Genomic DNA, 25379 nt, shown 5'->3' with positions numbered 1-25379 from the left:
CGATTGTCGCAGCACGCCGGGGTTCTCATGACCGCGACCCGTCCGGGTGCCGGCGCGCCATCCGGTATCGGTATCGGGCTTCGCCAGGTTCACTACGCCGACTTCGTCGAAGCACCGCCCGCGGTGGACTGGGTGGAAGTGCACAGCGAGAACTATTTCGGTGACGGCGGCTACGACCTGCACGTGCTCGGCATCGTGCGATGCGATTTCCCGGTCAGTCTGCATGGCGTCGGCCTCGGGCTCGGCTCGGGCGTCCCGCTCGACGCGGGTCATCTGGACAGGCTCAAGCGCCTGGTCGAGCGGATCGAACCGGCAGTCGTCTCCGAACATCTGTGCTGGGGTGCGACGGCCGCCGGCAGTCTGAACGACCTGTTGCCAATGCCGCTGACCGACGCGGCGCTCGCTCACCTCACGGTGCGAGTCCACGAAGTGCAGGAGGCACTGGGTCGGCCGATCCTGCTCGAAAACGTTTCTACCTGGCTTCGGTTCAACGACGACCGGTACGGTGAAACGGCATTCCTTTCCGAGCTGGCTCGGCGCACCGGATGCGGCGTGCTGCTCGACGTCAACAATCTGTACGTGAATCAGTGCAATCACGGCGAGGACGCGATGTCGGCGATGGATGCGTTGCCGCCCGGCGTGGTCGGCGAAATCCACCTGGCCGGCCATCGTGTGACCGGCGCGGCCGTCATCGATGACCACGGCTCCCGGGTTGCGCCCGCTGTCTGGGCGCTCCATGAACATGCGCTGCGCCGCTTCGGCGACGTGCCGACGCTGATCGAATGGGACACGGCCATTCCGCCGTTGAGCGTGCTGGTCGACGAAGCCCGTCTTGCGCGTGTTGCACAGGTCCGGGTGCGACAGGGCGCGCGGCAGCTATCGAGCGCTATAGCGGGCGGGGTGAGTGATGGCGATACCGCTTGAATCGCTCCAGCGAATCTTCGCGAGCGCCCTTGGCGATCCTGAGCAGGAGAAACTGCTGCTCGAATTCGTGAGGCCGACGTCGCAGGTCACCGGCGACGCACCCGGTCGAGCCGGTGAAAATGATGTGCATGAATCGCCGCTGGTGGCCACCGCAGAACCTGACGAGGTTTTGCATCAGCGCGTGGGACTTTATCGCGGTAACGTCCGTTCGCACTGGCGTGGCGCGCTCGCGAACGCCTATCCGGTGTTGCTGGCGCTGGTTGGCGATGCATATTTTGATGCGTTGTCGCTTGCGTACGCTCGCGCGCATCCGTCCCGAAGCGGCGACCTCAATCGCTTTGGCGATGCGTTGCCTGTCTTCATTGGAGAATACGAGCGAGATTCGCGCTTTCGATATTTTGCAGATGTTGCGCGCCTTGAATGGGCGCTGCACGTTGCCTGCTTCGCCGCTGACGTATCGGTATTCACGGCGCAGCAATGGCTCGAACTCGGTGACGAGCGTCTGCTGGACGCGCAACTCGCGATACATCCGGCCTGCACGGCTATCGCCTCCGATTTCGCCATTGCCGACATCTGGCGGGGACATCAACCGGGAGGCACCTTCCCACAACGGCCCGACGGCCCCACCTGGACGCTCGTCGTGCGTCCAGCGTGGCACCCCACGGTATGCGTTCACACCGAGGCTGCTCACGCGGCCTTCATCGCGCTGCAAAACGGAACAACCCTGCTCGATGCGCTCGACGCTGCGTTTGCGATCGATCCGGCGTTCGATTTCGCGACGCAATGGCACGCGTGGATCACCGCATCGGCGATTACCGGCGCAACTGCTGGAACGGTGTCGTGATCGGCTTGACGGGTGTTTGCGTGTCGGCGTACCGATTGCCGCGACTTTTTCCTTTTCCGCAACTGTACGCCCCGGCGTATATGAGTCGATGCGTTACGCATCTATTGCCGGCCGGATCGAGTTTTTTCGGTTCCCTGATGTTAGGATTCGACGATTCCAGCCCCTTGCTCCAGCGGCTGCGAATGCGTGCTTTCAAACGTATTGTCATTGCAGTGAATTTTTTCGGAGATTCTCACATGGACAGACGTGACGCACTATTCGGTACCGGGCTGCTCGCGCTTTCCGCACTCGCGACAATTGAACGGGCCTCGGCCCAGGAAAGCTCGCCTGCGGAAACCTCTCATCAGCATCATGGCGGTCAATACGGCGCGCTCGCCAATGCGGCGGGCGAGTGCGTGTCGACCGGGCAGGTCTGCGTGAGCCATTGCATCGGTCTTTTGGGCAAGGGAAACCAGGACCTTGCCGCCTGTGCAACCAGCGTGTCGCAAATGCTTTCCATTTGCGGCGCCCTGCAAGGTCTAGCCAACCAGAATTCGCACTATCTTCCGGCGTTAGCCAAGGTCGCCCTGGATGCCTGCCGCGATTGCGAGGCGGAGTGCAAAAAGCACGCTGACAGGCACGCGCCGTGCAAGGCGTGCATGGAGTCGTGTCGCGCGTGTGCCAACGAGTGCCGCGCCGCGCTGGCAACCTGAATCGCGCTGCGGGTTCGTCCTTTCATTCCATCCACGGTCGAACCGCTTCCGCCTGGCGGCCACAGCCGGTGGCCGCCGTCTCCGATTCCGAGCTGTGCTGGTCTACGAGCGCGGGACCGATGCGTCCGCCAAACTCCGCGCGTGCATCGCGTTCGCGCTGGATCATTTCCCACCGCGAGTGGGGGATACATGAGGGATCGACCATTCGTCCAGTGCCGGCTTCCCGTTGGCGTTCGTCGTTACGCGGCATTCATGCGAAAATTGACCACAAATCGCACTCGCCCGAGAACGACGTGACCCGATTGAACCCTGAGAGCAAACCGAAAGCCGGACATCCGCCGTGGATGGCCGTCGCGCTGGCCGAACTTGGCATCCGCCGCCATCCGCCCGGCAGCATCAACCCGCGCATCGTCGAGTACAACAACCAGACGAACCTGGTCGGTTACGACGACAAAATTTCCTGGTGCTCGTCCTTCGTCAACTGGTGCATGACGCACGCCGGCATTCGCGGCACTGGCTCCGCACTCGCGCGTTCGTGGCTCGAATGGGGCCGCCCGCTGGAGCGCCCGGTCTACGGCTGCATCGCGATCCTGACGCGCGACGATCCCGCGAGCTGGAAAGGTCACGTCGGTTTCTACCTGCGTCACGACGACGAACACGTCCACCTGTTCGGCGGCAACCAACTGGAAGAAGTGCGCGAACTCGCGTACCCGTTGAACGAAGTGATCGGCTACCGCTGGCCCGACGCAGTATGTGTATAAGGCTAGACTGGACCAGACAGACAGCGTCGGATCGTCTGACTCGGTTCGGCCACATTGAGACGTTCGACAGTGCGGCTTGAATCGCTGACAATCGACGCGTTGACGCCGGAAGCCGCGATGCCAGGACGTAATATGCCAAACGATCTGAACCAGGCAGCCTATCGGGTTTCGTTTATACATGAGCACTGCCCGTTTCCAAATCGAGACGCGCTTGCGGCGCAGTTCGCGAATGCAGAGATACTCGGACTCCGTGCTTATAACGTCTTCGTCAGCGAATCGCTCATTGGGAATTAAGCGGGAATTGCGCATGCCGGTCCGGGCGGTGAATGACCGCTATTGAACAGATCGAGTGGCTGCAATGGGTCCGGGAAGCGCCATTCGCTGGCGCGAGATGGCACGGCCACCAAGGTAGCCGCTTTACACTGCGACAAATGAGCTACTCTTCCCAGCAACCCCAGCCCCAAAACGTCCTCACCTCCTATTTCTGGAGCGGCGACACCATCCGCAGTCGGCGCGTAAGTGACATCGTGCTGTCCGGCACGGTCGACGTGCCAGAGCCGCCGGCGCGTCTGCTCGCGGATTGGGCTAGGGAGATTTCGTCCCGCATGACCCTGGAACCTGGGGATGTTGAGGCGTTACCTCTGGCACGAGCACGAGCGCGCTGGCCGGACTACTCGCACTGCGTGCAGGCAGTGGCTGATTGGGCGAGCAAGCTTGGACTGCCCGGAGTACTTGCCTCCAGTGACGTCGCTCTCATGGCTTGCCGCGGCGCGAGGTATCACCACGACGGAGAGCAGTATGGCGGCGCGGCCTTCTGCAATCTCTTCCTGAGCGAGGATAAGGGTCAGGACGTACATTTTCCATCGTTGGGTCTTCGAATCCCCCTGACCCGGGGTTCGGTTCTGATATTCGATACCTGCCAGTCTCATGGCGTCATTCGGCGCGGCAGCAGCGGTTTTGATGTGGACGACTTCCCGCCCGGCCAGGATTGCACTCAGGTATTCCTGACCTGGGAGCTTCCCGTTGAGGCTATCTATGTCAGGCAGGCGCTCAACGTCGCCTTTGACATTGATCTTTCGACCTCGCTGAAGGTCAATGAGGAGCACGTCCGGCTGAATGATGAAAGAGTCAGCGTGTGTGACAAGTCAGGTCGGTGGCACCGAGCTGACTAATCGCCAGGACTCGTCGCGATCCCATCTGGTCGGCTGCATCGATCTCGCCGTCGCCTGCCGGCCATGAAGAGACGTTCGCCGACACCTTCATCCCGACATTCAGGCGTCCCCTTCGCCCGGACCGCGGACCCCCATTAGCCTGACGATCGCTCACAGGCCATTCTTCGTGCTTTCAGGGCGCTGTCCGTCGCCTATGCTTGGCTAGGGTTGCCGTCACACAGACGGGGCCTCCACGTCATGGCAAAACGGAGGAGTCTCATGAGAACAACGCTGCTGGCCTTGATGTTTCTATGCCTGGCCGCTTGCCGGTCTCCACTGCCAACCGCCTCGGCTACGGCGCCCACCGCACGTACCTGGGACCTCCCACCCGGCGTGAAATCGATGCCAGTGAATGGCTACGACATGGCCTACATAGAGCAGGGCTCCGGCGTCCCGGTGGTGCTGATCCCAGGAGCAGGATCCGACTACCGTTTCTTTGGCGCCCAGATGGGCCCGTTTGCCCAGAAGTACCGGGTTATCTCCGTCAGCCTACGGCATTTCTATCCGGAGCCTTGGAACGGTGAAGGTGAGTTCAGCTTGGAGCAGCACGCCGATGATCTGGTCACGTTCATCCGTCAACTCAAGGCCGGACCGGTGCATTTGGTCGGCCATTCGCGCGGTGGCACCCTGGCACTGTATGTCGCCAAGGCCGCGCCTGAGCTGGTCCGTAGTCTCTCGCTGAGCGAGCCCGCGTCGGGCATGCGCGCCTTTATGCCTGCGAGTTCGACTTCTTCTGCCGGCGAAGAGCGGCGGGCGCTGTACCGCGAGATGGCCGAGAAATTCAAGCAGGGCGACAAGGATGCCGGCCTGATCGCCTTTGCGACATTCGTCAACGGCCCAGGCGCCTGGGATGCCATGTCGGAGAGCGCCAGGCAGTGGTACCGGGACAATGCGTGGACTTTCATTGCCCCCGACAACGAAGGCAACCACTGGGCGCCGTACACCTGTGAGGACGCCCGGCACATCGAAGCACCGGTTCTGCTGCTGCGTTCCGAGAAGATCACACCCTCGATGAGTCAGGTCCAGGCCAACCTCCTGCCCTGCCTGAAGCATGCAGAGCAGGTGCGCATCATGAACTCCAGTCACTCCATGCCGCGGATCAATCCAACCGCGTTTAACGCTGCGGTGTTGGCGTTCATCGATGCGCATTGAGTTGTCGTTCGCGTAGGAGCGCGCAACGGCCGGATTCCGCGAGGGCACCGACGGGGTGTTCAAATGACATCTGCTCGCCGATCGGCGCGACCCGGCCCGCCTCGGACGTCGACGCAAGCCTGTGCAAACGGCCGGTTGAATCCGCCGGCCGAACCGATCGCTCGCCTCGAAGCAGCCGAATGTCTCAGAAGGGTCGATCACGACCCTCGATGAAGCGACGGCCAATCGAGCTCGGATCTGATCTGACACTGACTGAGAGATCAGGTGTCGACTTACGCGCAGTATGACCAAACGGCCACAACGCACACGAAACCACCAACACAGCCTTTCCCACTGCTAATCTGTCGCACACGCCGCATTGATCCACCCGGAGCCCGTCGGCGGACCGCCCCGCAGTCGCCGACCTCCCCCCCCAAAAGGAGCCTGCAGTGCAAACCGGTAATCTCCGTCTCTACGCGGATACGCAATACACGAGCCCTTACGCGATGTCGGTCTTCGTCGCGCTGGAGGAAAAATCGCTGCCTTACGAACTGGTGACTGTCGATCTCGGCAACCGCGCGCATTTCGCGCCCGACTATGCGGCGACGTCGCTGACGCAACGCGTGCCGACGCTCGTGCACGACGATTTCGCGCTGTCGGAATCGTCGGCGATTACCGAGTATCTCGACGAGACATTCCCGGGCACGCGGCTCTATCCGGTCGATTCGCGCCAGCGTGCACGTGCGCGACAAGTGCAGGCATGGCTGCGCAGCGACCTGATGCCGATCCGCACGGAGCGGTCGACCGAAGTGCTGTTCTACGGCCCGACGAGCGAGCCGCTGTCGAATCTGGCGCAGGCTGCCGCGCAGAAGCTGTTCGTGGCCGCCGACAAGCTGCTCGCGCCGGGCGCGGCAAACATGTTCGGCGAGTGGAGCATTGCGGATGTCGATCTGGCGGTGATGCTGAACCGTCTGGTGCTGAATGACGATCTGGTGCCGCAGCGTCTTGCCGACTATGCGCGCGCGCAGTGGGAGCGGCCGTCGGTGCAGCGCTGGGTGAAGCTGAAGCGGCCGTCGCTGTAATTCGCGGGTGCGTGGGGCGTGTCGGTGGCGCGGGCATTTGCGCCGCCCGCCGATGCGTCGTATGCCCGCGCGGGGTGGCATGCAGCATCGCTTCGTTCAACCCACCGAATCCGTGTGGGAGCGAATACCAATGAAGAAAATATGTTCGGCAGTGGTGGTCATGGCTGCCTCCATCACCGGATGGGCGGCGCCTCCGGGCGAGGCTTTGGTCAAGAGCTGCCTTCTGGCGCAGTCCGTCTCACCCTCCATCGTCATCCGTGACATCAACACGCACGAAGTGTCGCAAGAGGACGACTACGCTGACGGCTTCAACGCGAGTTACCTCGTCAGACACGAAGGTGCCGACGTGGGCTACGCCGAAGGAAAGTCGACGCAGGCGTTGATCTATTCCGGAAAGCTCTACCGATTGTCCGCGGCCATCCCCGTTGGAAATAACCGTGGAATCAAGCCCACTGCGTTCAATCCCGCGCTGGCACAGTGGAGCATCGCAGGAGATGGCCGCCAGCGCTACCTATGCGTGAGCTTCAATTTCGACGGGCTGGGGCGAAGCGGGTCGTTTCAAAATGTTCACGGTGGGTATCTCGTGAATTCGAAAACCAAGGACCTGTACTTTGTCGTACGTGACGTCAGCAAGTGAGTGACATTTCCTTTTGCGGAGCACGCATCGTGCAGGGGCAGCGAAGGTATTCAACGATCGGCTAACCCTGCACACCCCGACGCTCAATTCTTCGCCACAGCTTCCGCCGCCTCGTTCCTGCTCCACCCACCCCCAAGCGACCGATAAAGCGCGACCGCCGCCAGCGCATGCTCGCGCTTGACCTGATTGAGCGAATCCGAATCCCGCAGATACACCTCCTGCGCCGACAGCACATCCAGAAAATCCGTCGCACCGCCCTTATAGAGCTGATTCGCCAACCCGAGCGCCTTGTCCGAAGCAGTCAACGCGCTATCGAGCTTCCGCGTCGCTTCATCGGAACTGACGAGATTCGCACGCGCATCCTCGACTTCCCGCAACGCCTGCAGCATCGTCTGCCTTAACCCGAGTTCCGACTCGCGCATCCGGCTTTCGCTCTGCGAGATATCGGCTGTAATACGCCCCGCGTTGAAGATCGGACTTGTCGCGCTCAACGCCGCGCTGAACAGGTTGTCGGTCAACGTCGGCAACCCGAGATACGATGCCGCCAGAATCCCGTCCGTCAAATTCAGCGAAAACTTCGGATACCGCTCGGCTTTCGCAACCCCCACTTGCGCCGCACGCCGCTCGACCTGCGCATAAGCAGTCAACACATCAGGCCGCCGCAACAGCGCCTGCGAAGGCAACGTCCCCGGCGACCCGACCGGCGGCGCGGGAATCTCGCCCGCTTGCACCAACACGAGCCGATCGACCGATTCCGGCGTGCGCCCCGAATACACGGCAATCAGATTGAGCTGATGCGAAATCTGCGCCTGCGTCGGCGGAATCCGCGCTTCGAGCGCATCGAGCTGGTTCTGCGCGCGCGTGACGTCGAGTTCCGTCGACAGCCCGAACGCCTGCCGCTTGCGCGTGAGTTCGAGCGCATGCTGCCGGATCTTCGCGTTGTCCTGCAGGATCTTCAGTTCCTGCTGCGCCCATCGCAGATCGACATACGCGGATGCCGCATCGGCCGCGAGCGCGAGCCGCATTGCATCTTCCGCGTGCTTCTGCCCGACGAGTTCGGCCTGCGCGGCGAGCAAATCGAGCCGTTCGCCGCCGAACACATCGGGTGACCAGCTCAGCGCGAGCCCCGCGCCGGCCTGCCGCACATAACCGAGCGGCGGCGGCGTGTTCTGGCGTGCGTCGGACGCATGCGCGGTCGCGTCGAGTTCGGGCAGCAGCACCGCGCGCTTCTGCACGGTCAGCGCCTGCGCCTGCTTCACGCGTTCGGCGGCGGCCTGCAGGTCGAGGTTGCCGTCGAGCACGGTCGCGATCAGCCGGTCGAGCACGGGATCGTGGAATTGCGCCCACCACGCGGCGGCGTCGATGTCCGCGCGCGGCACGTCGGTATCCCACGCAGCGGGCGCGAGCGTCTGAACCGAATCGTGCAGTGCCGGATGCTGCGCGGGCTGCACCGCACACCCTGCGGCGAACGCGCTGACGGCGAGGGCGACGAGTAGCTTTTTCATGATGGGATTCTCAGTGCGCGTCCGGCGGCGGCGCGTTCAAGGTAATGGGTTTGGAAAACGCGACGGCAAGCAGCGCAACGACGAAGCACAGCGACAGCGCGTAGTACGCATCCGCGTAGGTCAGCGTCAGCGCTTCGCGATAGATCAGGTGATGCAGGTTCGCGAGCCCCGCTTGCGCGGTGTTCAGCGTATTGCCTGCCACGGACGTCCAATACGCGGCCTGGTGGTCGAGCAACGACGCGATCTGCGGTTCGCCGGCACTCACGTGCTCGTTCAGGCGCAGGTAGTGGAAGTTCAGCCGGTCGTTGAGCATCGTCGCGCTCACCGCAATGCCGATCGCACCGCCGAGATTGCGCATCAGGTTGAACAGGCCGCTTGCCGATTTCAGTCGCGACTGCGGCAGCGAGCCGAGCGCCATCGTCACGATCGGCGGCACGCTGAACTGCTGGCCGATGCCGCGCAGCGCCTGCGGCAGCAGCAGTTCCCGCCAGCCCCAGTCGTGCGTGATCGGCGTGTACAGGTAACAGCCGAGGCCGAAGCAGATCAGCCCGAACACGAGCAGCGCGCGCATGCTGACGTAGCGTGCGGCGAACGCATACGCGCACAGCGCGAGCAACTGGAACGCGCCGACCGACAGCAGCGCGATGCCGATCTGCAGCGAGCTGAACGCCCGCACCTGCGCGAGAAACAGCGGCGTCAGGAACACGGTCACGAAGATCCCGATGCCGGTCACGAACGACAGCAGGCTGCCGATCCCGAAGTTGCGTACGGCGAGCGCGCGCAGGTCGACGATCGGATCCTCGGCGGTCAGCGCATGCACGATGAACAGGAAACCGCAGATGCCGGAGATCCACGCGCAGATGACGATCGCGTCGTCGCCGAACCAGTTCTTGCGCGGGCCTTCCTCCAGCACGTATTCGAGGCAGCCGAGGAAGCCGGACATCAGCACGATGCCGAGATAGTCGCCGCGCTTGATGAGGCCGGGATCGGGTTCGTCGATGTGCACGTAGCGCGGCACGAGTGCGGCCACGGCGATGCCCGGCACGAGGTTCAGGTAGAACAGCCAGTGCCACGACCATTGGTCGGTGATCCAGCCGCCGATCACGGGGCCGATCGCCGGCGCGAGCGACGCGAGCGCGCCGATGGTCGTCGACGCGATCAGCCGCTGCTTGCCGGGGAACAGCACGAACGCGGTGGTGAACACGGTCGGGATCATCGCGGCGCCGAGCGCGCCCTGCAGTCCGCGAAACAGGATCATCGAGTTGATGTCCCACGCGAGCCCGCACAGCATGCTCGTGATCGTGAAGCCGACGGCCGAGGCGACGAACAGCCAGCGCGTCGACATCACCTTCGACAGCCAGCCCGACATCGGGATCACGATAATCTCGGCGATCAGGTAGGCCGTCTGCACCCACGACAGCTCGTCCTGGCTCGCGGACAAACCGCCGCCGATGTCGCGCAGCGACGACGCGACGATCTGGATGTCGAGCGTCGCCATGAAGAAGCCGACGCACATCAGCGCGAACGCGAAGACGCGCTGCTTCGTCGGTTGCGACGCGGGGTCGCCGGAAAACGCGGTGGTCATCGTCGGCTCCCGCTCAGCTCGCGTGGTCGGTATGCACGGTCACGACCGCGGACAAGCCGGGGCGCAGCACGTGTTCGAGGCCCGGCTGCGGATCGAGATGCACGCGCACGGGCACGCGCTGCACGATCTTCGTGAAGTTGCCGGTCGCGTTCTCGGGCGGCAGCACGCTGAAGGTCGCGCCGGTCGCTGGCGCGACGCTGTCGACGCGGCCATGCAGGCGCGTGCTCGACGCATCGAGCGACACGTCGACGCGATCGCCCGCGCGCATCTTGCGAAGCTGGTCTTCCTTGAAGTTCGCATCGATCCACAGCCCCGAAGCGGGCACGACCGTCAGCAGCGGCACGCCGACGTTCGCGAGCATGCCGACGCGGCCGGTGCGGTTGCCGACGTAACCGTCGACCGGCGAGCGGATCGTCGTGTATTCGACGTTGAGCGCGGCGACGCGCTGCGCGGCCAGCGCGGTGTTCACGCGGGCGTGTGCATCGGCGAGCTGCGCGCCGAGCACGTCGAGCTGCCGCTTCGACGCGAGCAGCGCGGCATCGCTGCGTTCGACGGCCGCGCCGGCCTTCGAATAGTCTGCGTCCGCGCGCTCGACGATCTGGTTCGACACGGCGTCGGATTTCACGAGCTCGCGATAGCGCACGCGGTCGGACGCGGCACGCGTCAGTTCGGCCGACGACGCGTTCTTGTCCGCCGCTTGCTGGCCGATCACCGCGTATTGCAGTTGCTGCTTCGCTTCGAGTTCGGTCACGGCGGAGCGCGCGCTGTCGACTTCGGCGCTGGCCTGCGCGAGCTTCGCATCGTAGTCGCGCGCATCGAGCTGCACGAGCACGTCGCCGGCTTTCACGCGCTGGTTGTCGGTCACGAGAATCCGGTCGACGAAGCCGTTGACCTTCGGTGCGAGCACCGTCACGTCACCGCCGACATACGCATCGTCGGTGCTTTCCTGGAAGCGCAGCACGAACAGCCAGTCGAGCGTAGCCGCGACAACCACGACGACGACGGCGCCCACCGCGATGCGCATCCACGGCACGCGGCGTTGCTGCTTCGCCGGCCGGTCGATTGTGGCTGCTTCGCGGGAGGCAGCGGCTTGGGTCGTATCCATCGATTCACCTATGTATATGCACTGATTGAGGCGATCGACGACGCGTCGTCGATCGGGAAAGGGGTTAACGTTCCGGCAGGTTGTGCGTGATCCGGAACAATTCGTCTCTCAGCCGGGCCGCCTGCGTCGGGCCGAAACGCTGTTCGAACGCTTCCTGGGCGGCGAGCCAGTGCACGTGCGCGTCGGCGATCTTCGTTTCGCCGTGCGCGGTCAGCGCGAACGTCTGGCGGCGGTACGGCGGCTCGATCCGTCCCGTCACCAGCGCCGCGCCGACGAGCGGCTTGAGCGCGCGCAGCAGCGCGGTGCGCTCGATCACCAGCACGGACGACAGCGCCGACATCGTCAGGTCCGGCCGGTCGCGCAGCAACGCGAGAATGCTGTACTGCGACGGCGTGACGCCCGCCCGCGACAGGTAACGCTCGTAGAACTGCGAGATCCGGCGGGCGGCTTGCCGGACCGCGAAGCAATCGTCATCGGTGAGCGTAGTGTTGTGCATGTGCACATGTTAGGGGCTGCGGTGGCGCGAAGCGATGGCCGGGGCTGGATCAGATTGGTGTCGTGGCTGTACCAATCGGCGGCAGGCCGGCGCGTCCGGGCGCTGGATCAGGCCGCCGCGGGAACGATCCCGCCTTCGCGGTCGCAATAGGCGGCCGTGTAGTCGATGAACGCCTTGACCTTCGCGGGCAGCAGCGCGCGGTTCGCGTACGCGAGCTTGATCTCGACGAACGCATCGACGAGATCGGCGTTCGCCAGCAACTGCACGAGCGCGCCCGACGCGAGTTCGGCTTCGACGAGCGTTTTCGGGACGACGCCGATGCCGAAGTCGTGCTTCACCATTTCGCGGTTGAAGACGGGGCTGTTCGACGAGATGTCGAAGCGGTATGGCAGGGTCAGCGTGTCGCCGTCGACGCGGAACGACAGCGCGGGACGGCGCAGCGACGGCGACAGCGGCACGAACGGATGATCGGCCAGGTCGGCCGGCGTCTCGGGGCGCGCATGCGCGCGCAGATACGCGGGCGTCGCGACGATCACGACCGGAATGCGCTCGACCAGCCGCACGACGGTCGTCTCGCTCGTCAGCATGTACGGCACGACGATGCCGATGTCGTAGCCTTCGCCGACGAGATCGACCGGGCGCTCGGTCAGCGTGACGTCGAGGCGGATCTTCGGATGCGCGCTCTTGAAGCCGGCGATCAGCGGCACGAGCCGGTTCAGCGCGGCGGTCGTGTGCGCGACGAGGCGCAGCAGGCCTTCGGGCTCGCGGGTCTGCGACTGCGCTTCCACTTCGAGCGCGTCGAGTTCGTCGAGCACGGCCGCGCAGCGCTCGTAGATGCGCTCGGCCGTTTCGGTCAGCGACACCTGGCGCGTGGTCCGGTGCAGCAGCCGGCTGCCGAAGCGCGCCTCCAGATCCGCGACCGCACGCGACACGACAGGCCGCGCGAGGCCGTGCATGTCGGCGGCGCGCGTGAAGCTGCGCATCTCGACCACCGACCGGAAGATCCGCAGCTTGTCGATGTAGTCCATGTCCGTCTCCTTGACGCGATGGCGGGGCGCCGGATGCGTTCGGCCGGCCGCCGGCCCTGTTACGGCGGAGTGTACATTGACTTTATGCATATGCACATATAAATTGCCAAACATGAACGACATCAAGATTGCCCAAGCGTGCAACTGCCTCGCGCTGCGTCAGGCGGCGCGTTTCGTCACGCAGCTGTACGAACGCCATCTGGCCCCGGTCGGCGTCACGCCCGCGCAGTTCTCGATCATGGTGAACCTCACGCATCGGCCCGGCCTGTTGATGAGCGAACTCGCCGAGTCGCTCGTGATGGATCGCACGACGCTGCTGCGCGCGCTGAAGCCGTTGCAGCGCGATGGTTTTGTCGCGACGGCCGCGTCCGAACACGATGCGCGCGCGCATGCGCTGAGTCTCACGAAGCTAGGCGAGCGCACGTTCGCGCAGGCGAAGGTCGCGTGGCAGGCCGCGCAGGACGAATTCGAGACGCAGTTCGGTCAGGGCCGCGCGAAGGCGCTGCGCGATGAACTGTTCAGCCTCACCGCGCAACGCTAGACGGGCAGGCTGCTGGATCCGGCGCCGCACGTTGCAGAGAACTGGAGCGGAATTCGAGCCATCCGCCGCTTTGAGCGGGCCGGAGTGTGGAGGTCAACGCCTTCTGGATCGTAAATTGGTTTTGAATCTACCCGGATTGATGGCGATCTGGACAGCTTTTATTTCCAGTTGTAGAGTCCTCTGACGGATTTCACGGGCCGGCGCCGCCGGTACGAGTCACGAGGAGCAACCGATGCTGCAGTTGAGTGACCGCGACGACGCAATGTTGCGCGGGGATTTCGGCGACGGCGTCGCCCGCGCGATGCGGATCGTCGCGCGCACGGCGCACGTGATGTCCGCGCCGCACCTGATCGACATCACGTCCGCGCATATCGACGGCTGTCTTTATCACGGGCAGACCAGCCTCGATTTCGTCGAGTATTTCGTCGACACGGGCGCGAAGGTCGCGGTGCCGACCACGCTGAACGTCGGGTCGCTCGACCTGATCCATCCCGAGCTGTACCACGGCGACCGCACGATCCAGCGCGACGCGCAGCGCCTGATGGACGCGCATCTGCAACTCGGCTGCGAATCGAGTTTCACGTGCGCGCCGTATCAGCTGAAGCATCGTCCCGCGAAAGGCGAGCAGATCGCGTGGGCGGAATCCAATGCGATCGTGTTCGCGAACTCGGTGCTCGGCGCGCGCACGAGCCGGTATGGCGATTTCCTCGATCTGGCCGCCGCGATCACCGGGCGGGCGCCGTATGCGGGGCTGCACGTCGAAGCGAACCGCGCCGCGCGGATCGTGTTCAACGCGCCGGATTTCAGCCACCTGCCGTCGCGCGATATCCATTTCGCCGCGCTCGGCCTGGCTGTCGGCAAGATCGCGGGTGCGGTCGTGCCGGCGATCGTCGGGCTGCCGGCGGATACCACCGAAGACGAACTCAAGGCACTGGGCGCGGCCGCCGCGTCGAGCGGGGCCGTCGCGCTGTTCCATGCGGTCGGCGTGACGCCCGAGGCGCCGACGCTCGACGCCGCATTGCACGGCCGCGCGGCACAACGCACGGTCGATGTATCGATGGCCGATCTCGACGAGATTCGCCGCACGCTGAACCACGGCGCGGACGGCGATGAACTCGTCGCGGTGGCGCTCGGCACGCCGCATTTCTCGCTGGCCGAATTCCGCATGCTCGACCAGCTGCTCGACGAATTCGACGGCAAGCCGGCCTGCGATTTCTATGTGAACACGAGCCGGTTCATTTTGTGGGAACTGGGCGAAACCGGCCTCGCGGACAAGTTCGCCGCGCGCGGCATCCAGATCGTCGTCGACACCTGCACGTACATCACGCCCGTGATGAGGCAACTGTCGGGGCTGGTGATGACCAACTCGGGGAAATGGGCGTCGTATGCGCCCGCGAACATCGGCGTGACGGTGGCGTACGGCAGCATGCGCGAATGCGTGCGATCGGCGTTCGAAGGAAAGGTGCGATTCGATGACTGAAGCGACGGGCAAGGGTTTGACGGGCGATACGCTCGTGCCGGGCAGCGCGTGCGCGCGCCCGTTCGTGCTCGACAAGCCGCTCAGCTTCTGGGGCGGTTACGACTCGGGCGCGGGCAGGATCGTCGATCGCGGGCATCCGCAGGCCGGCGCGAGTCTCGCCGGCAAGGTGATGGTGATGCCGCACGCGAAGGGTTCGAGCTCGAGCAGCAGCGTGCTCGCGGAAGCCGTGCGCAACGGCACGGGGCCGGTGGCGATCGTGCTGAAGGAGCGCGATCTGATCATCTCGATCGGCGCGATCGTGGCCGCCGAGCTGTATGCGATCGCGGTGCCGGTGGTGTGCGTGGCCGATGACGTTTACGACGCGATCGTCGCCGCAACGGGCGACGTGCGGATCGATGCGGGCGAGGGGGATGGCGGCGCGCGGATCTATCTCGGCGACGATGCGCGTTCGCGCAGATCTGATTTGACCTGAACGAGCGGCGCGCGCTGACGGCGAGTCAGGCGGTGACCGCTGCGCTGCGATCCGAGGTGTGCTTCGTTCGCTCGCGCAGTGGCCGCGCCCGGCACGATCAGATGATGCGCACGTGCCGGGTTTCTTCCGGCGTGAACGAGAGTGCCGTCGTTGCCGCGTTCATTTCGCGTTTGCCGCCCGGCTGCGCCAGTCTTCTGATTTCGGGCCACAGGATCACGCCGAACAGGATGCGCAAGACCGCACTCAGCACGCCCAATCCGATTGCACACGCGCTGATCAGCGCGAACACGTCGAACATCGATTCCGTGCTGAGCGTCACCACGGATACGATCCCGCTGACCACGGCGGCGGCGACCACGCAGCCGAGCACGACGGTGACGTCGGCCCGGGCGCTGGCGACTTTGGCGGGGCGCAGCAAATAAGCCGAACCGTCGGTCATGTTGCGGATGCCGTAGACGATCTGGCGATCCTGGCCGTCGACACAGGCGATGTTCAATCGATCGCCGTTGGCGATGAACAGGCGCGTCGTCCCGTTGGTCCTGAACATGAGCGGAGACGCGAGCGAATCGAGGTGAAGCGTGATTTCCTCGATGCTTTGCGTGGTCCAGCCGAGGTTGTTGCTCCAGACCTTCGTCTCGATCGATTGCTGGCCGATTGCCGTCACGCGGCCCGAGACGGTCTGCATCGCGTGGTTCGTCATGGGCGGCTCCGCTCCACGTCGAAACCGGACGGTGCGCCGGGCCAGCTCTGCTGGGCTTCGCGTCGCTGCGGCTGGAAGATCAGGTCGGACAAGCCGGCGATGGCGAGCAGGGTGCCCATCAGCGTCACGATGCCCGCGAAAGTGGCCAGTGCCGAGACGAACGCCCAGCCCGAATGAAGTGCCGCGGCAGCGAGCCCAAAGCTCAGCACGAGCAGGCACGACGCCCAGGCTAGAAGCGACAGGTTCCGCCGCGTTTGCGCGACCACGTCGTAGGGCGCGATCGCCAGCTTGTCGCTCCTGATCCACGCGATCCGGCGACGGCCGCGATGCTCGAATGTGCACGCGCGCACCGGCATGCCGGGCTTCAGTTGTTCGATCTGCTTGAACGCGTCCTCGTCGACGTCGTTGGCCGTGACGAAGTAGCAGACGTTCTGCATCGTCACGCGGTATGACGGGGCGTTCCTGACATCGGCCTTGACTCGGATGAGGTTGGTATCGACACGGTCGATCGTGGCCTCGATCAGGGTGGTGCGATTGGGCATGGGTCGGAGCGGGCGCCGGTTCGCGCAGCGTCGTTTTGATGTGGCGCCCATCATACGCCAACGCTTTCGGCGGATCGTCCGGTATTGCGGGGCGACGGGTTGCCCGGCGTGTGATGCTGACGCTCCCGGGCCGCCGCACCGGGCCGCAGATGTTCCAGCGTTATTCGCTCACCGGTGCTTGGGTCGACGTCGACACAGTCACGCCCGCCGCCGCTTCCCGATACGCGCTCGGCGTCTGCCCGGCCCAGCGCCGGAACGCGCGCGTGAAATTCGCCGGGTCGGTGAATTGCAGCCGCTCGGCGATCGTCTTCAGGTCGAGATCCGACGCGGCGAGCAGCTGCTTCGCGTCGCGAAACCGCGCTTCGTCGAGCAATTGCCGGTAGCTCGAACCGGCTTCCTCCAGCCGCCGCCGCAGCGTGCGCGTCGAGACGAGCAGCGCGTCGGCGAGCGTTTCCGGCCCGGGGTAATCGCCGGCCCGGCGCGCCAGCTCCGCGCGCACGCGCTCGACCAGATCGCCTTCCTCCTGGCGCACCTGCGCATATTCGCGCTCGACCTGCACGAGCGCCTGTCGGTGCGCGACTTCATCGGCGAGCGGCAGCGGCCAGTCGAGCACCTCCCGCGCGATCCACAGCGCGTTCGCCGCGCAGCCGAATTCGACCAGCGGCAACTGGTCGCGATAGCGCGCGAAATACGCGGGCTCCGGCCACACGAACCGCAGCGCGATCGGCGGCGACGCGCGCCCGGCCCATTGCGAGATGTTCTGCGCGAGCCCCGTCAGCACGAATTCGAACATCACGTGATGCTGCAGCACGGGGCTGGCCTGCACGCCGTGCAGTTCGAGCGTCGCGCCGCGTTCGTCCTCCGCGTAGGTCAGGCGATATTGACGGTTGCGCATCCGGAAGTAGCGTTGCGTGACCGACAGCGCTTCGCGGATGTCCCGCGCGGTCAGCGTCGCGTAGCCGAGAAAGCCGTGCACGGTCGGCTTCAGCAACAGCCCGAACGCGAGCCCGATGCCCGGATCGCCGCCGATCTCGATCGCGTTCAGCACGAGCCGCCCCCATTGCGAAGGCGCGACGCGCGCGTCCGGTTCGGCCAGCACCGCGTCGCGCAGGCCCGTGCCGGCGCGCACCGCGGCCAGGTCGACGCCGCGCGCGGCCAGCGCCTGCAGCAGCAGGCGCGTGTAGGCGACCGGAATCGTCGGCCGGCGCAGCCCGAGGCGGTCCTTGGCGAGGGGGGAGGTCATGTCGTTTTGGCCGGAAATGACAAGCATTATGGCTGTTTGCCCCCTCACGTTCAAGGCGGCGCGCGCCTACGATGGCAGGCATCGCTTATCAGGCACGATCATCATGACGACAACCTTTCCCCACCTGCTCGCGCCGCTCGATCTCGGCTTCACGACGCTGAAGAACCGCGTGCTGATGGGCTCGATGCACACGGGCCTCGAGGACAGCCGCAAGACGCTGCCGCGGCTCGCCGAATATTTCGCCGAACGCGCGCGCGGCGGCGTTGGCCTGATCGTGACGGGCGGCTTCGCGCCGAACGTGGCCGGCTGGACCAAGCCGTTCGGCGGCACGCTGATGACGTCGGGCGCCGCGCGGCGGCATCGCGTGATCACCGATGCCGTGCATGCCGACGACGGCAAGATCGCGCTGCAGATCCTGCATACGGGCCGTTACGGTTATCACCCGTTCGCGGTCGCGCCGTCGAAGATCAAGTCGCCGATCTCGCCGTTCGCGCCGCACGAACTGAGCGCGCGCGGTGTCGAGCGGCAGATTCGCGCGTTCGTCCGCTGCGCGCAGCTCGCGCGCGAAGCCGGCTACGACGGCGTCGAGATCATGGGCTCCGAGGGTTACCTGATCAACCAGTTCATCTCGATGCATACGAACAAGCGCACCGACCAGTGGGGCGGGTCGTACGAGAACCGCATCCGGCTGCCGATCGAGATCATCGAGCGCACGCGCGAAGCGGTCGGCCGCGATTTCATCCTGATCTACCGGCTGTCGATGCTCGACCTGATTCCGGACGGCAGCGACTGGAACGAGACCGTGCAGCTCGCGAAGGCCGTCGAGCGCGCGGGCGCGACCATCATCAACACGGGGATCGGCTGGCACGAGGCACGCGTGCCGACGATCGCGACGTCGGTGCCGCGCGGCGCGTTCGCCTGGGTCACGAAAAAGATGAAGGGCGAGGTCGGCATTCCGCTCGTGACGACCAACCGGATCAACCGGCCCGAGGTGGCCGAGCAGATTCTCGCGGACGGCTGCGCGGACATGGTGTCGATGGCGCGCCCGCTGCTCGCGGATGCCGAGTTCGTCGTCAAGGCCGCGCAGGGCCGCGCCGACGAGATCAACACCTGCATCGGCTGCAATCAGGCGTGTCTCGATCATGCGTTCAAGAACAAGATCGCGTCGTGCCTGTTGAATCCGCGCGCGTGCCACGAGACGGAACTGAACTATGCGCCCGCGCAGCAGCCGAAGCGCATCGCGGTGGTCGGCGCGGGGCCGGCCGGGCTCGCGTGTTCGACCGTGCTCGCGCAGCGCGGCCATCAGGTCGACCTGTTCGACGGCGCAGCCGAGATCGGCGGCCAGTTCAACATGGCGAAGCAGGTGCCGGGCAAAGAAGAGTTTCATGAAGCGTTGCGCTACTTCGGCCGCCAGGTCGAGCTGACCGGCGTGAACCTGCACCTGAACCGCCGCGTCGACGCGAGCGACCTGATCGCGGGCGGCTACGACGAGATCGTGCTCGCGACCGGCGTGGCGCCGCGCGACCCGAAGATCCCCGGGCAGGACGGGCCGAACGTGCTCAGCTATATCGACGTGCTCGCGGGTAAGCAACCGGTCGGCCGGCGGGTCGCGGTGGTCGGTGCGGGCGGGATCGGCTTCGATGTCGCCGAGTATCTGGTGCAGGATGGCGAGTCGCCGGCGCTCGACCTGGAAGAATGGAAGGCCGAGTGGGGCGTGACCGACCCGGCCGCGACGCGCGGCGGCGTGACGCGTGCGCAGGTTGCGGCGCCCGCACGTGAAGTGACGCTGCTGCAGCGCAAGGCCGCGCCGCTCGGCAAGGGGCTTGGCAAGACGACCGGCTGGATCCACCGCGCGACGCTGAAGATGAAGCAGGTAAAGATGATCGGCGGCGTGAACTACGAGCGGATCGATGCGCGCGGACTGCACGTGTCGTACGGCGAGCAGCGCACCGATCATGAACTGATCGAAGCCGATACGATCGTGCTCTGCACGGGGCAGGAGCCGCAGCGCGCGCTGCTCGCGCCGCTGCAGGCGGCCGGGCGCTCGGTGCACCTGATCGGCGGCGCGGAACTGGCCGCCGAACTCGATGCGAAGCGCGCGATCGATCAGGGTTCGCGGCTCGCCGCGCGGCTCTGATAGCACGATTGCTCGATGGCGCGCGGCGCGTAGCCGCGATGGCATGCGCTGTCCCAGGATTCGGCGCTTGCGCCGGCGCGGCCTGACCGGAAGGCCGCGCCGCCCGCCGCGGTCATTCCATCTCGACGCGCTGTGCCTCTGTCTCTTCCGCTTCGAGCATCGCCTTGACGATCAGATAGACGGCAGGCAGATCGTCGTCGTCGCGCTTCCAGTCGACGGCTTCCTCGATGTCCGCCGCGACCATTCGGCTGTCGCGCAGCCGGATGAATGCATCAACGACGGTCGGATCGTTGCGGTTCAGGAAACCGGGGTTCGAGAACGCAAGCTCTTCGACATTCAACAGCGCCTGCCAGCTCATCGTGCGGACCGCGGCCGGATGGCTGCGCCGCTTCAGGCCGAGCGCCCGCTGCGCGGGGGCGCCGACGACGCGTTGAAGATCGACGACCGCCTGCCGCGCGGCGCGCTCGAAGTGGATCGGGTTGAAACCGGGTTGCTCGGGATCGAATGCGGATGACTGGAACATGGTCGCCTCACAAAAATCCGTCCGTCGATGGGTGACGGAATTCGGGTCAAATGGTGCAAAAGCACTGTAAATATATACAGTGTTCGAGGCGGTTTCAAGTCCCGAATGAAGAATCTTGCAGCAGAGCCGGGCGGCCCCGGCGAAGGCGACCGAAACCGGCAATCGCGCGCCGTCCGGCACGCCGTTCCCCGCCGTGCAGAATCCGGCCGCCGTCGTTGGCTTATACCGATGCCGCAATCGTCTCCCGCAGCCACCGATGCGCCGGATCGCGATGCACGCGTTCGTGCCACAGCATCGACATTTCATAGCCGGGCACCTCGACCGGCGCTTCCACCACACGCAGCGCGGGCACGTCGCGCACCAGCCGCTCGGGCAGCATCGCGACGAGATCGGTGCTGGCAACGGCCGACATCACGAACAGGAAATGCGGCACGGACAGCACGACGCGCCGCGTGGCGCCGACTTTCGCGAGCGCTTCGTCCGTCACGCCGAAGAAGCCGCCGCCGTCGGGCGACACGATCACGTGTTCGAACGTGCCGAACTGCGCGAGCGTGGGGCGCCGCTTCAGCTTCGGATGATCGTTGCGGCCGATGAGCACGTAACGCTCGGCGAACAGCGGCAGGCGCCGCATGCCGGCCGGCGAACCCTCGGTCGTATGGAATGCGAGGTCGATGCCGTTGCGCTCCGCGTCCTGCTCGATGCGCGGCGGCACGAGCTCGACGACGGCCAGCCGCGTGCCGGGGGCGGCCGACCGCAGCGTGTTCAGCGCCGGCAGCACGATCGTCGATTCGCCGTAGTCGGTCGCGGCCACGCGCCACGTGTTCGTCGCGGTCGCGGGATCGAACGGCGTGGCGGGGCTCACCGCGCGTTCGACGGCTTCCAGCGCGTCCCGCACCGGCTCGCGCAGCGCTTCCGCACGCGCGGTCGGCCGCATCCCGCGCGGCCCCGGCAACAGCAGCGGATCGCCGAACAGGTCGCGCAGTTTCTGCAACTGCACGCTGACCGACGGCTGCGACAGGTTCAGCTTCTCGGCCGCGCGCGTGACGTTGTGTTCGGCGAGCAGCACGTCCAGCGTGACGAGCAGGTTCAGATCGAGCCGTCTGAGATTATTCATGGTTATACCTGGAATATCAGGAATTCATTTCAAATATACCTTCGACGGCCGCATCCTGCAGTCATTCAATCAACGGAGTGACGAACATGAATGTGCTGATCGTTTATGCCCATCCCGAACCGCGTTCGCTGAACGGCGCGCTGCGCGACTTCGCTGTCGCGCATCTCGAAGCGGCCGGCCACACGGTGCAGGTGACCGACCTGTATGCAATGAACTGGAAGGCGGCATTCGACGCAAACGACGTGACCGATCGCGAGGCCGGTGCGCGCTTCAATCCGTCGCTCGACTCGAAGCATGCGTTCGCGACCGGCACGCAGCGCGAGGACATCGCGCGCGAGCAGGACAAGCTGAAGTGGGCCGACGCGGTGATCCTGCAGTTTCCGCTGTGGTGGTTCTCGATGCCGGCGATCATGAAGGGCTGGGTCGAGCGCGTGTATGCGTACGGCTTTGCCTATGGTGTCGGCGAGCATTCGGACACGCGCTGGGGCAACCGCTACGGCGAAGGGTCGCTGGCCGGCAAGCGGGCGATGGTGATCGTCACGGCAGGCGGGTGGGAGTCGCACTACAGCCCACGCGGCATCAACGGGCCGATCGACGACGTGCTGTTCCCGATCCAGCACGGGATGCTGTATTACCCGGGTTTCGACGTGTTGCCGCCGTTTGTGATCTACCGGACGGGGAAGATGAACGAAGCGCGCTTCGAGGAAACGCGCGCGGCGCTTGGCACGCGTCTCGACGATCTGTGGACCACGCAGCCGATTCCGTTCCGGCGGCAGAACGCGGGCGACTACGAGATTCCGGCGCTGACGCTGAAGGACGAGATCGCGCCGGGGAAGGCGGGGTTCGCGGCGCATCTCGCGCACGTGCGCTGATCGTGCGCGGCAAGCATGAATGAGATGACCGGCCGCGCTAAAGCGCGGCACGAGCATATCGACACGTGCGGCCGATTCAAGTAGTTTCCGGAGATCGACGCGATTCGTCTGCGTAATGGGCGGTGCGAGGCTGCGTGCCCGCGCAGCGAATCGGTCTCGACGGAGAACAACAATCATGTCTTTCGAACAAGCGGGCCCCCCGGAATCGACCGACGACGATCGCGCCAGCCTGCTGATTGCACTCGAAGCCGGCGGTTATGTCACGGAGGAACAGGCGGCGCGCGTCACGCAGCGACTGAAGGACGCACCGGCCGAGCTGCCCGACACCGATTCCGCGCGCACGCTGCTCGACTGGCTGATCGCCGAGGGCTACACGACATCCGAGGCGGAGACGAAGGCGACGCAGGAACTGCTCGACGGCCGTTTCGCGGACGTTCGCGCGAAACTCATCCTGATGAAATTGCTGGAGGAGATCGATCCGCCGCGCTTCGAACAGCGTCTGACCGAAACGGTCGCATCGATCCAGCGCGAGCAGAAGCGGAAACAGGCGCTGATCGGCGTCGGCGGCCTGGCCGTTGCGCTGGCGGTGGGCGCCTACCTGCTGTGGCCCGCGTCGACACCCGCGTGCGGCGCGTCGAGCACGGTCAAGACGCTGTCCTCGCTGATGTTCGACGCGCGCATGGACATGATGCGCAAGAACCCGATGCAGATGCTGGACCAGGGCAGTACGACCTTTCCGCGCGTCAGCAACCACCGGGAAGTTGGCTACGACGAGGCCAATCGCTCGCGCGGCTGCCTGGCGGACCTGAGTGTCGCCGACGAGCATACGACGCTCGGTTACGTGGTCCGGCAGGACGACAAGGACAAGAGCACCTTCGTCGTGCAGACGTTCCCTTCCGAATACGTGACGGCTCGCTACAGCGCACAGGGCCTCAATCCGAAACTCGGCGCACCGCTCGGTCGCGACGTGATCGGCACCGCGTTCATGGCGGGTGTCGCGCAACTCGACAAGAGCGTGTCGGAGCGCTCGCCGAGCTATGGCAAGCCGATGCCGGGCGATGACGAGCCGACGACGCTGACGAGCAGCGTGCTGGGCGTCATGCCGGCCGCCGATTGCAAGCAGCTCGACGGCGACCATGTATCGTGTCCGCTGCTGATCGACTATCGCGACAGGCTGCTCGGTGCGATCGGCGCGTCGTCGATGCTGCAGTTGAAGGGTGATTTCACGTTCGTCAAGGACGGCAGCGGTTGGAAGACCGCCGACGATTTCGACAAGACGCTGATGCAGGCGATCGTCGCACGACGTGTCGCGAAGGTGTACGGCGACGACGTCGCCGACAAACTGGATGCGCAGAAGTAACATCTCGGCAACGGCCGGGCGCGTGTGTGCGTGCGCGGCACGATCCGACGCTGCGGATGACGATGTGAAACGGGCGACCCGCGATGCAATCGCAGGCCGCCCGTGTCTTCGGTGGCCGAGGCCGCCTGGCGGCAGCCTCGTCGACCCCTCGCTCAGCGATCGTCTTCCCGAACCGACGACGGATGCCGGCACAGTGCCCGCACCTCGAGCTCCATATACGGAAACAGCGGCAGCTGACTCAGCAGGTCATGCAACTGCTGCACGCTCTCGACATCGAAAATGCTGACGTTCGCATACTGCCCTGCGATCCGCCACAGATGCCGCCAGGTCCCTTCGTTCATCAGCCGCTGGCACATCGCCTTCTCTTCCGCCTTCAGCGTCGCCGCCTTGACCGGATCCATGTCCGCCGGCAGACGGACCGTCATTTCCACATGAAACAGCATCCTGCACTCCTTGCGTTATCGATTCGTCGAACGGGGAGGCCGCTCAGGCCTGTGCGCGGGCCCGCTCGACTTCGCTCGCCGGCACGTCCTGCTTTTCCTTGAGCAGCGAGAAATCGAAGTCGATCAGCGCAAACTGCCCGTCGACACCATACGGCTTGCCTTCCGCGCCTTCGGCCTGCTTGATCTTCGGGATCAGCCCTTCGCGCGTCGCGAATGCGAAGTCGTCCCAGATGTGCGGATCGCCTTCGATGTTGATCTGCGTCGTCAGCTTACGATAACCGTCCGCCGAAACGAAGAAGTGAATGTGCGCGGGACGATGGCCGTGGCGGCCGAGCTGGTCGAGCAGCTGCTCGGTCTTGCTGCCCGGCGGCACGCTGTAGCCGACCGGCAGCACGCTGCGGAAGCTGTAGCGGCCTTCGGCATCGGTGCGGATCGAGCGGCGCAGGTTGAACGCGGGCTGCGATTGATCGAAGTACGAGTAGTTGCCGAGATGGTTCGCGTGCCACACCTCGACGAGCGCGTTCGCGATCGGCGCGCCGTCGTTGCCGAGCACCTGGCCGCGCATGATGAGCGTCTGGCCCGGGTCGTTGCCGTCGTCGAGGCGCGCATGGCCGACCGACTCCGGCGCACCCGCGACATACAGCGGCCCTTCGATCGTGCGCGGCGTGCCGCCCTGGATGCCGGCCTTCTCCTCGGCCTCGTCCATCCGCACGTCGAGGAAGCGCTCGAGGCCGAGGCCCGCGGCGATCAGCCCGAATTCGCGGCCGGCTTCGTTCAGGTAGTTGAGCGCCGTCCAGAACTCGCTCGGCTGCACGTCGAAATCCTCGATCGTGTAGCAGATGTCCTTCACGATCCGGTTGACGATCGCGCGCACGCGCGGGTTGCCGGGTTTCTCGGCGGCGTCGTCGAAGGTTTTCAGCAGTGCGTCGATGGCTTGCTTGTTCATCTGTG

Annotated in this window: 26 protein-coding genes; 14 read left to right on the top strand and 12 right to left on the bottom strand. The window is 65.2% G+C overall.

Translation table 11 applies throughout. The features are described from left to right. Positions 1-27 precede the first annotated feature (27 nt). The 8 genes from ACN22W_RS26195 (at position 28) to ACN22W_RS26160 (ending at position 7282) form a co-directional block, all read left to right on the top strand. Positions 28-924 (top strand): DUF692 domain-containing protein, encoded by an 897-nt coding sequence (locus ACN22W_RS26195; protein ID WP_419687630.1) that lies wholly within the window; start codon positions 28-30, stop codon positions 922-924. Continuing rightward, the gene (locus ACN22W_RS26190; RefSeq protein WP_419687629.1) at positions 908-1768 is read left to right on the top strand and encodes a putative DNA-binding domain-containing protein; all 861 of its coding nucleotides are present in this window, start codon (positions 908-910) and stop codon (positions 1766-1768) included. The genes ACN22W_RS26195 and ACN22W_RS26190 overlap by 17 nt, the downstream gene beginning before the upstream one ends. Next, complete coding sequence (locus ACN22W_RS26185) at positions 1717-2460, top strand: four-helix bundle copper-binding protein (RefSeq protein WP_419687627.1); 744 nt, start codon at positions 1717-1719, stop codon at positions 2458-2460. Before ACN22W_RS26190 ends, ACN22W_RS26185 begins: the two co-directional genes overlap by 52 nt. 344 nt (positions 2461-2804) lie before the next feature. Continuing rightward, complete coding sequence (locus tag ACN22W_RS26180) at positions 2805-3221, top strand: TIGR02594 family protein (protein WP_419689833.1); 417 nt, start codon at positions 2805-2807, stop codon at positions 3219-3221. 431 nt (positions 3222-3652) lie between these two features. Continuing rightward, positions 3653-4393: a hypothetical protein gene (locus tag ACN22W_RS26175; protein ID WP_419689832.1), complete on the top strand. Its 741-nt coding sequence runs from the start codon at positions 3653-3655 to the stop codon at positions 4391-4393. A 258-nt stretch (positions 4394-4651) separates the two neighbouring features. Then, positions 4652-5584, top strand: a complete 933-nt coding sequence (locus tag ACN22W_RS26170; RefSeq protein ID WP_419687625.1) for an alpha/beta fold hydrolase — start codon at positions 4652-4654, stop codon at positions 5582-5584. A 428-nt stretch (positions 5585-6012) separates the two neighbouring features. Then, on the top strand, positions 6013-6645 hold the full coding sequence (gene yfcF, locus ACN22W_RS26165; RefSeq protein WP_419687623.1) for a glutathione transferase: 633 nt from the start codon (positions 6013-6015) through the stop codon (positions 6643-6645). Positions 6646-6805: 160 nt separating this feature from the next. Then, a complete protein-coding gene (locus ACN22W_RS26160) occupies positions 6806-7282 on the top strand; it encodes a hypothetical protein (RefSeq protein WP_419687622.1) in 477 nt (158 codons plus the stop codon). An 83-nt stretch (positions 7283-7365) separates the two neighbouring features. Here ACN22W_RS26160 and ACN22W_RS26155 read toward each other — a convergent pair whose 3' ends face one another. The 5 genes from ACN22W_RS26155 to ACN22W_RS26135 all read right to left on the bottom strand — a co-directional run bounded on the left by ACN22W_RS26155 (position 7366) and on the right by ACN22W_RS26135 (position 13001). Next, positions 7366-8787 (bottom strand): efflux transporter outer membrane subunit, encoded by a 1422-nt coding sequence (locus ACN22W_RS26155; protein WP_419687620.1) that lies wholly within the window; start codon positions 8785-8787, stop codon positions 7366-7368. A gap of 10 nt (positions 8788-8797) precedes the next feature. Beyond that, positions 8798-10372, bottom strand: coding sequence for a DHA2 family efflux MFS transporter permease subunit (locus ACN22W_RS26150; RefSeq protein WP_419687618.1), 1575 nt, complete (start codon positions 10370-10372; stop codon positions 8798-8800). Between the two features lie 13 nt (positions 10373-10385). Continuing rightward, entirely contained in the window at positions 10386-11477 is a 1092-nt protein-coding gene (locus ACN22W_RS26145; RefSeq protein ID WP_048250125.1) for an HlyD family secretion protein, read from the bottom strand. A gap of 64 nt (positions 11478-11541) precedes the next feature. After that, positions 11542-11973, bottom strand: coding sequence for a MarR family winged helix-turn-helix transcriptional regulator (locus tag ACN22W_RS26140; protein WP_129516778.1), 432 nt, complete (start codon positions 11971-11973; stop codon positions 11542-11544). A 107-nt stretch (positions 11974-12080) separates the two neighbouring features. After that, complete coding sequence (locus tag ACN22W_RS26135; RefSeq protein ID WP_419687616.1) at positions 12081-13001, bottom strand: LysR family transcriptional regulator; 921 nt, start codon at positions 12999-13001, stop codon at positions 12081-12083. Between the two features lie 112 nt (positions 13002-13113). Between ACN22W_RS26135 and ACN22W_RS26130 the strand changes: the two genes are divergently transcribed. The 3 genes from ACN22W_RS26130 to ACN22W_RS26120 all read left to right on the top strand — a co-directional run bounded on the left by ACN22W_RS26130 (position 13114) and on the right by ACN22W_RS26120 (position 15494). Then, positions 13114-13542: a MarR family winged helix-turn-helix transcriptional regulator gene (locus tag ACN22W_RS26130; RefSeq protein ID WP_129516779.1), complete on the top strand. Its 429-nt coding sequence runs from the start codon at positions 13114-13116 to the stop codon at positions 13540-13542. Between the two features lie 232 nt (positions 13543-13774). Further along, entirely contained in the window at positions 13775-15022 is a 1248-nt protein-coding gene (locus ACN22W_RS26125) for an aconitase X (RefSeq protein ID WP_419687614.1), read from the top strand. Continuing rightward, on the top strand, positions 15015-15494 hold the full coding sequence (locus ACN22W_RS26120) for an aconitase X swivel domain-containing protein (RefSeq protein WP_419687613.1): 480 nt from the start codon (positions 15015-15017) through the stop codon (positions 15492-15494). Before ACN22W_RS26125 ends, ACN22W_RS26120 begins: the two co-directional genes overlap by 8 nt. Positions 15495-15591: 97 nt before the next feature. On the opposite strand, the gene ACN22W_RS26115 is transcribed toward ACN22W_RS26120, so the two are convergent. The 3 genes from ACN22W_RS26115 to ACN22W_RS26105 form a co-directional block, all read right to left on the bottom strand. Further along, positions 15592-16194: a hypothetical protein gene (locus ACN22W_RS26115; RefSeq protein ID WP_419687612.1), complete on the bottom strand. Its 603-nt coding sequence runs from the start codon at positions 16192-16194 to the stop codon at positions 15592-15594. Further along, on the bottom strand, positions 16191-16736 hold the full coding sequence (locus tag ACN22W_RS26110) for a hypothetical protein (RefSeq protein WP_419687611.1): 546 nt from the start codon (positions 16734-16736) through the stop codon (positions 16191-16193). The genes ACN22W_RS26115 and ACN22W_RS26110 overlap by 4 nt, the downstream gene beginning before the upstream one ends. Before the next feature lie 160 nt (positions 16737-16896). Then, positions 16897-18006: an AraC family transcriptional regulator ligand-binding domain-containing protein gene (locus tag ACN22W_RS26105; protein ID WP_419687610.1), complete on the bottom strand. Its 1110-nt coding sequence runs from the start codon at positions 18004-18006 to the stop codon at positions 16897-16899. A gap of 76 nt (positions 18007-18082) precedes the next feature. Between ACN22W_RS26105 and ACN22W_RS26100 the strand changes: the two genes are divergently transcribed. Beyond that, positions 18083-20116, top strand: coding sequence for an FAD-dependent oxidoreductase (locus ACN22W_RS26100; protein ID WP_419687608.1), 2034 nt, complete (start codon positions 18083-18085; stop codon positions 20114-20116). A 112-nt stretch (positions 20117-20228) separates the two neighbouring features. Here ACN22W_RS26100 and ACN22W_RS26095 read toward each other — a convergent pair whose 3' ends face one another. Continuing rightward, entirely contained in the window at positions 20229-20639 is a 411-nt protein-coding gene (locus ACN22W_RS26095) for a DUF2471 family protein (RefSeq protein WP_048250136.1), read from the bottom strand. A 220-nt stretch (positions 20640-20859) separates the two neighbouring features. Beyond that, a complete protein-coding gene (locus tag ACN22W_RS26090) occupies positions 20860-21753 on the bottom strand; it encodes a LysR family transcriptional regulator (protein WP_419687607.1) in 894 nt (297 codons plus the stop codon). Positions 21754-21839: 86 nt separating this feature from the next. On the opposite strand from ACN22W_RS26090, the gene ACN22W_RS26085 reads away from it, so the two are divergent. Continuing rightward, on the top strand, positions 21840-22625 hold the full coding sequence (locus ACN22W_RS26085; protein WP_419687606.1) for an NAD(P)H-dependent oxidoreductase: 786 nt from the start codon (positions 21840-21842) through the stop codon (positions 22623-22625). A 175-nt stretch (positions 22626-22800) separates the two neighbouring features. Next, entirely contained in the window at positions 22801-23985 is a 1185-nt protein-coding gene (locus ACN22W_RS26080) for a hypothetical protein (protein WP_343490469.1), read from the top strand. A gap of 152 nt (positions 23986-24137) precedes the next feature. Here ACN22W_RS26080 and catC read toward each other — a convergent pair whose 3' ends face one another. Both catC and catA read right to left on the bottom strand, forming a co-directional pair. After that, positions 24138-24428 carry a muconolactone Delta-isomerase gene (catC, locus tag ACN22W_RS26075; protein ID WP_419687605.1) on the bottom strand — a complete coding sequence of 97 codons (291 nt, stop codon included), beginning with the start codon at positions 24426-24428 and terminating at the stop codon, positions 24138-24140. A gap of 43 nt (positions 24429-24471) precedes the next feature. Further along, on the bottom strand, positions 24472-25374 hold the full coding sequence (gene catA, locus ACN22W_RS26070) for a catechol 1,2-dioxygenase (RefSeq protein WP_419687604.1): 903 nt from the start codon (positions 25372-25374) through the stop codon (positions 24472-24474). Positions 25375-25379: the final 5 nt, after the last annotated feature.

Origin of the sequence: Burkholderia theae (genome assembly GCF_048565265.1) — a bacterium.
Classification (GTDB): Bacteria; Pseudomonadota; Gammaproteobacteria; order Burkholderiales; family Burkholderiaceae; genus Burkholderia; species Burkholderia theae.
Note: the sequence above shows the minus strand (reverse complement) of the source record. Positions and strands in the feature narration are given on the sequence as shown.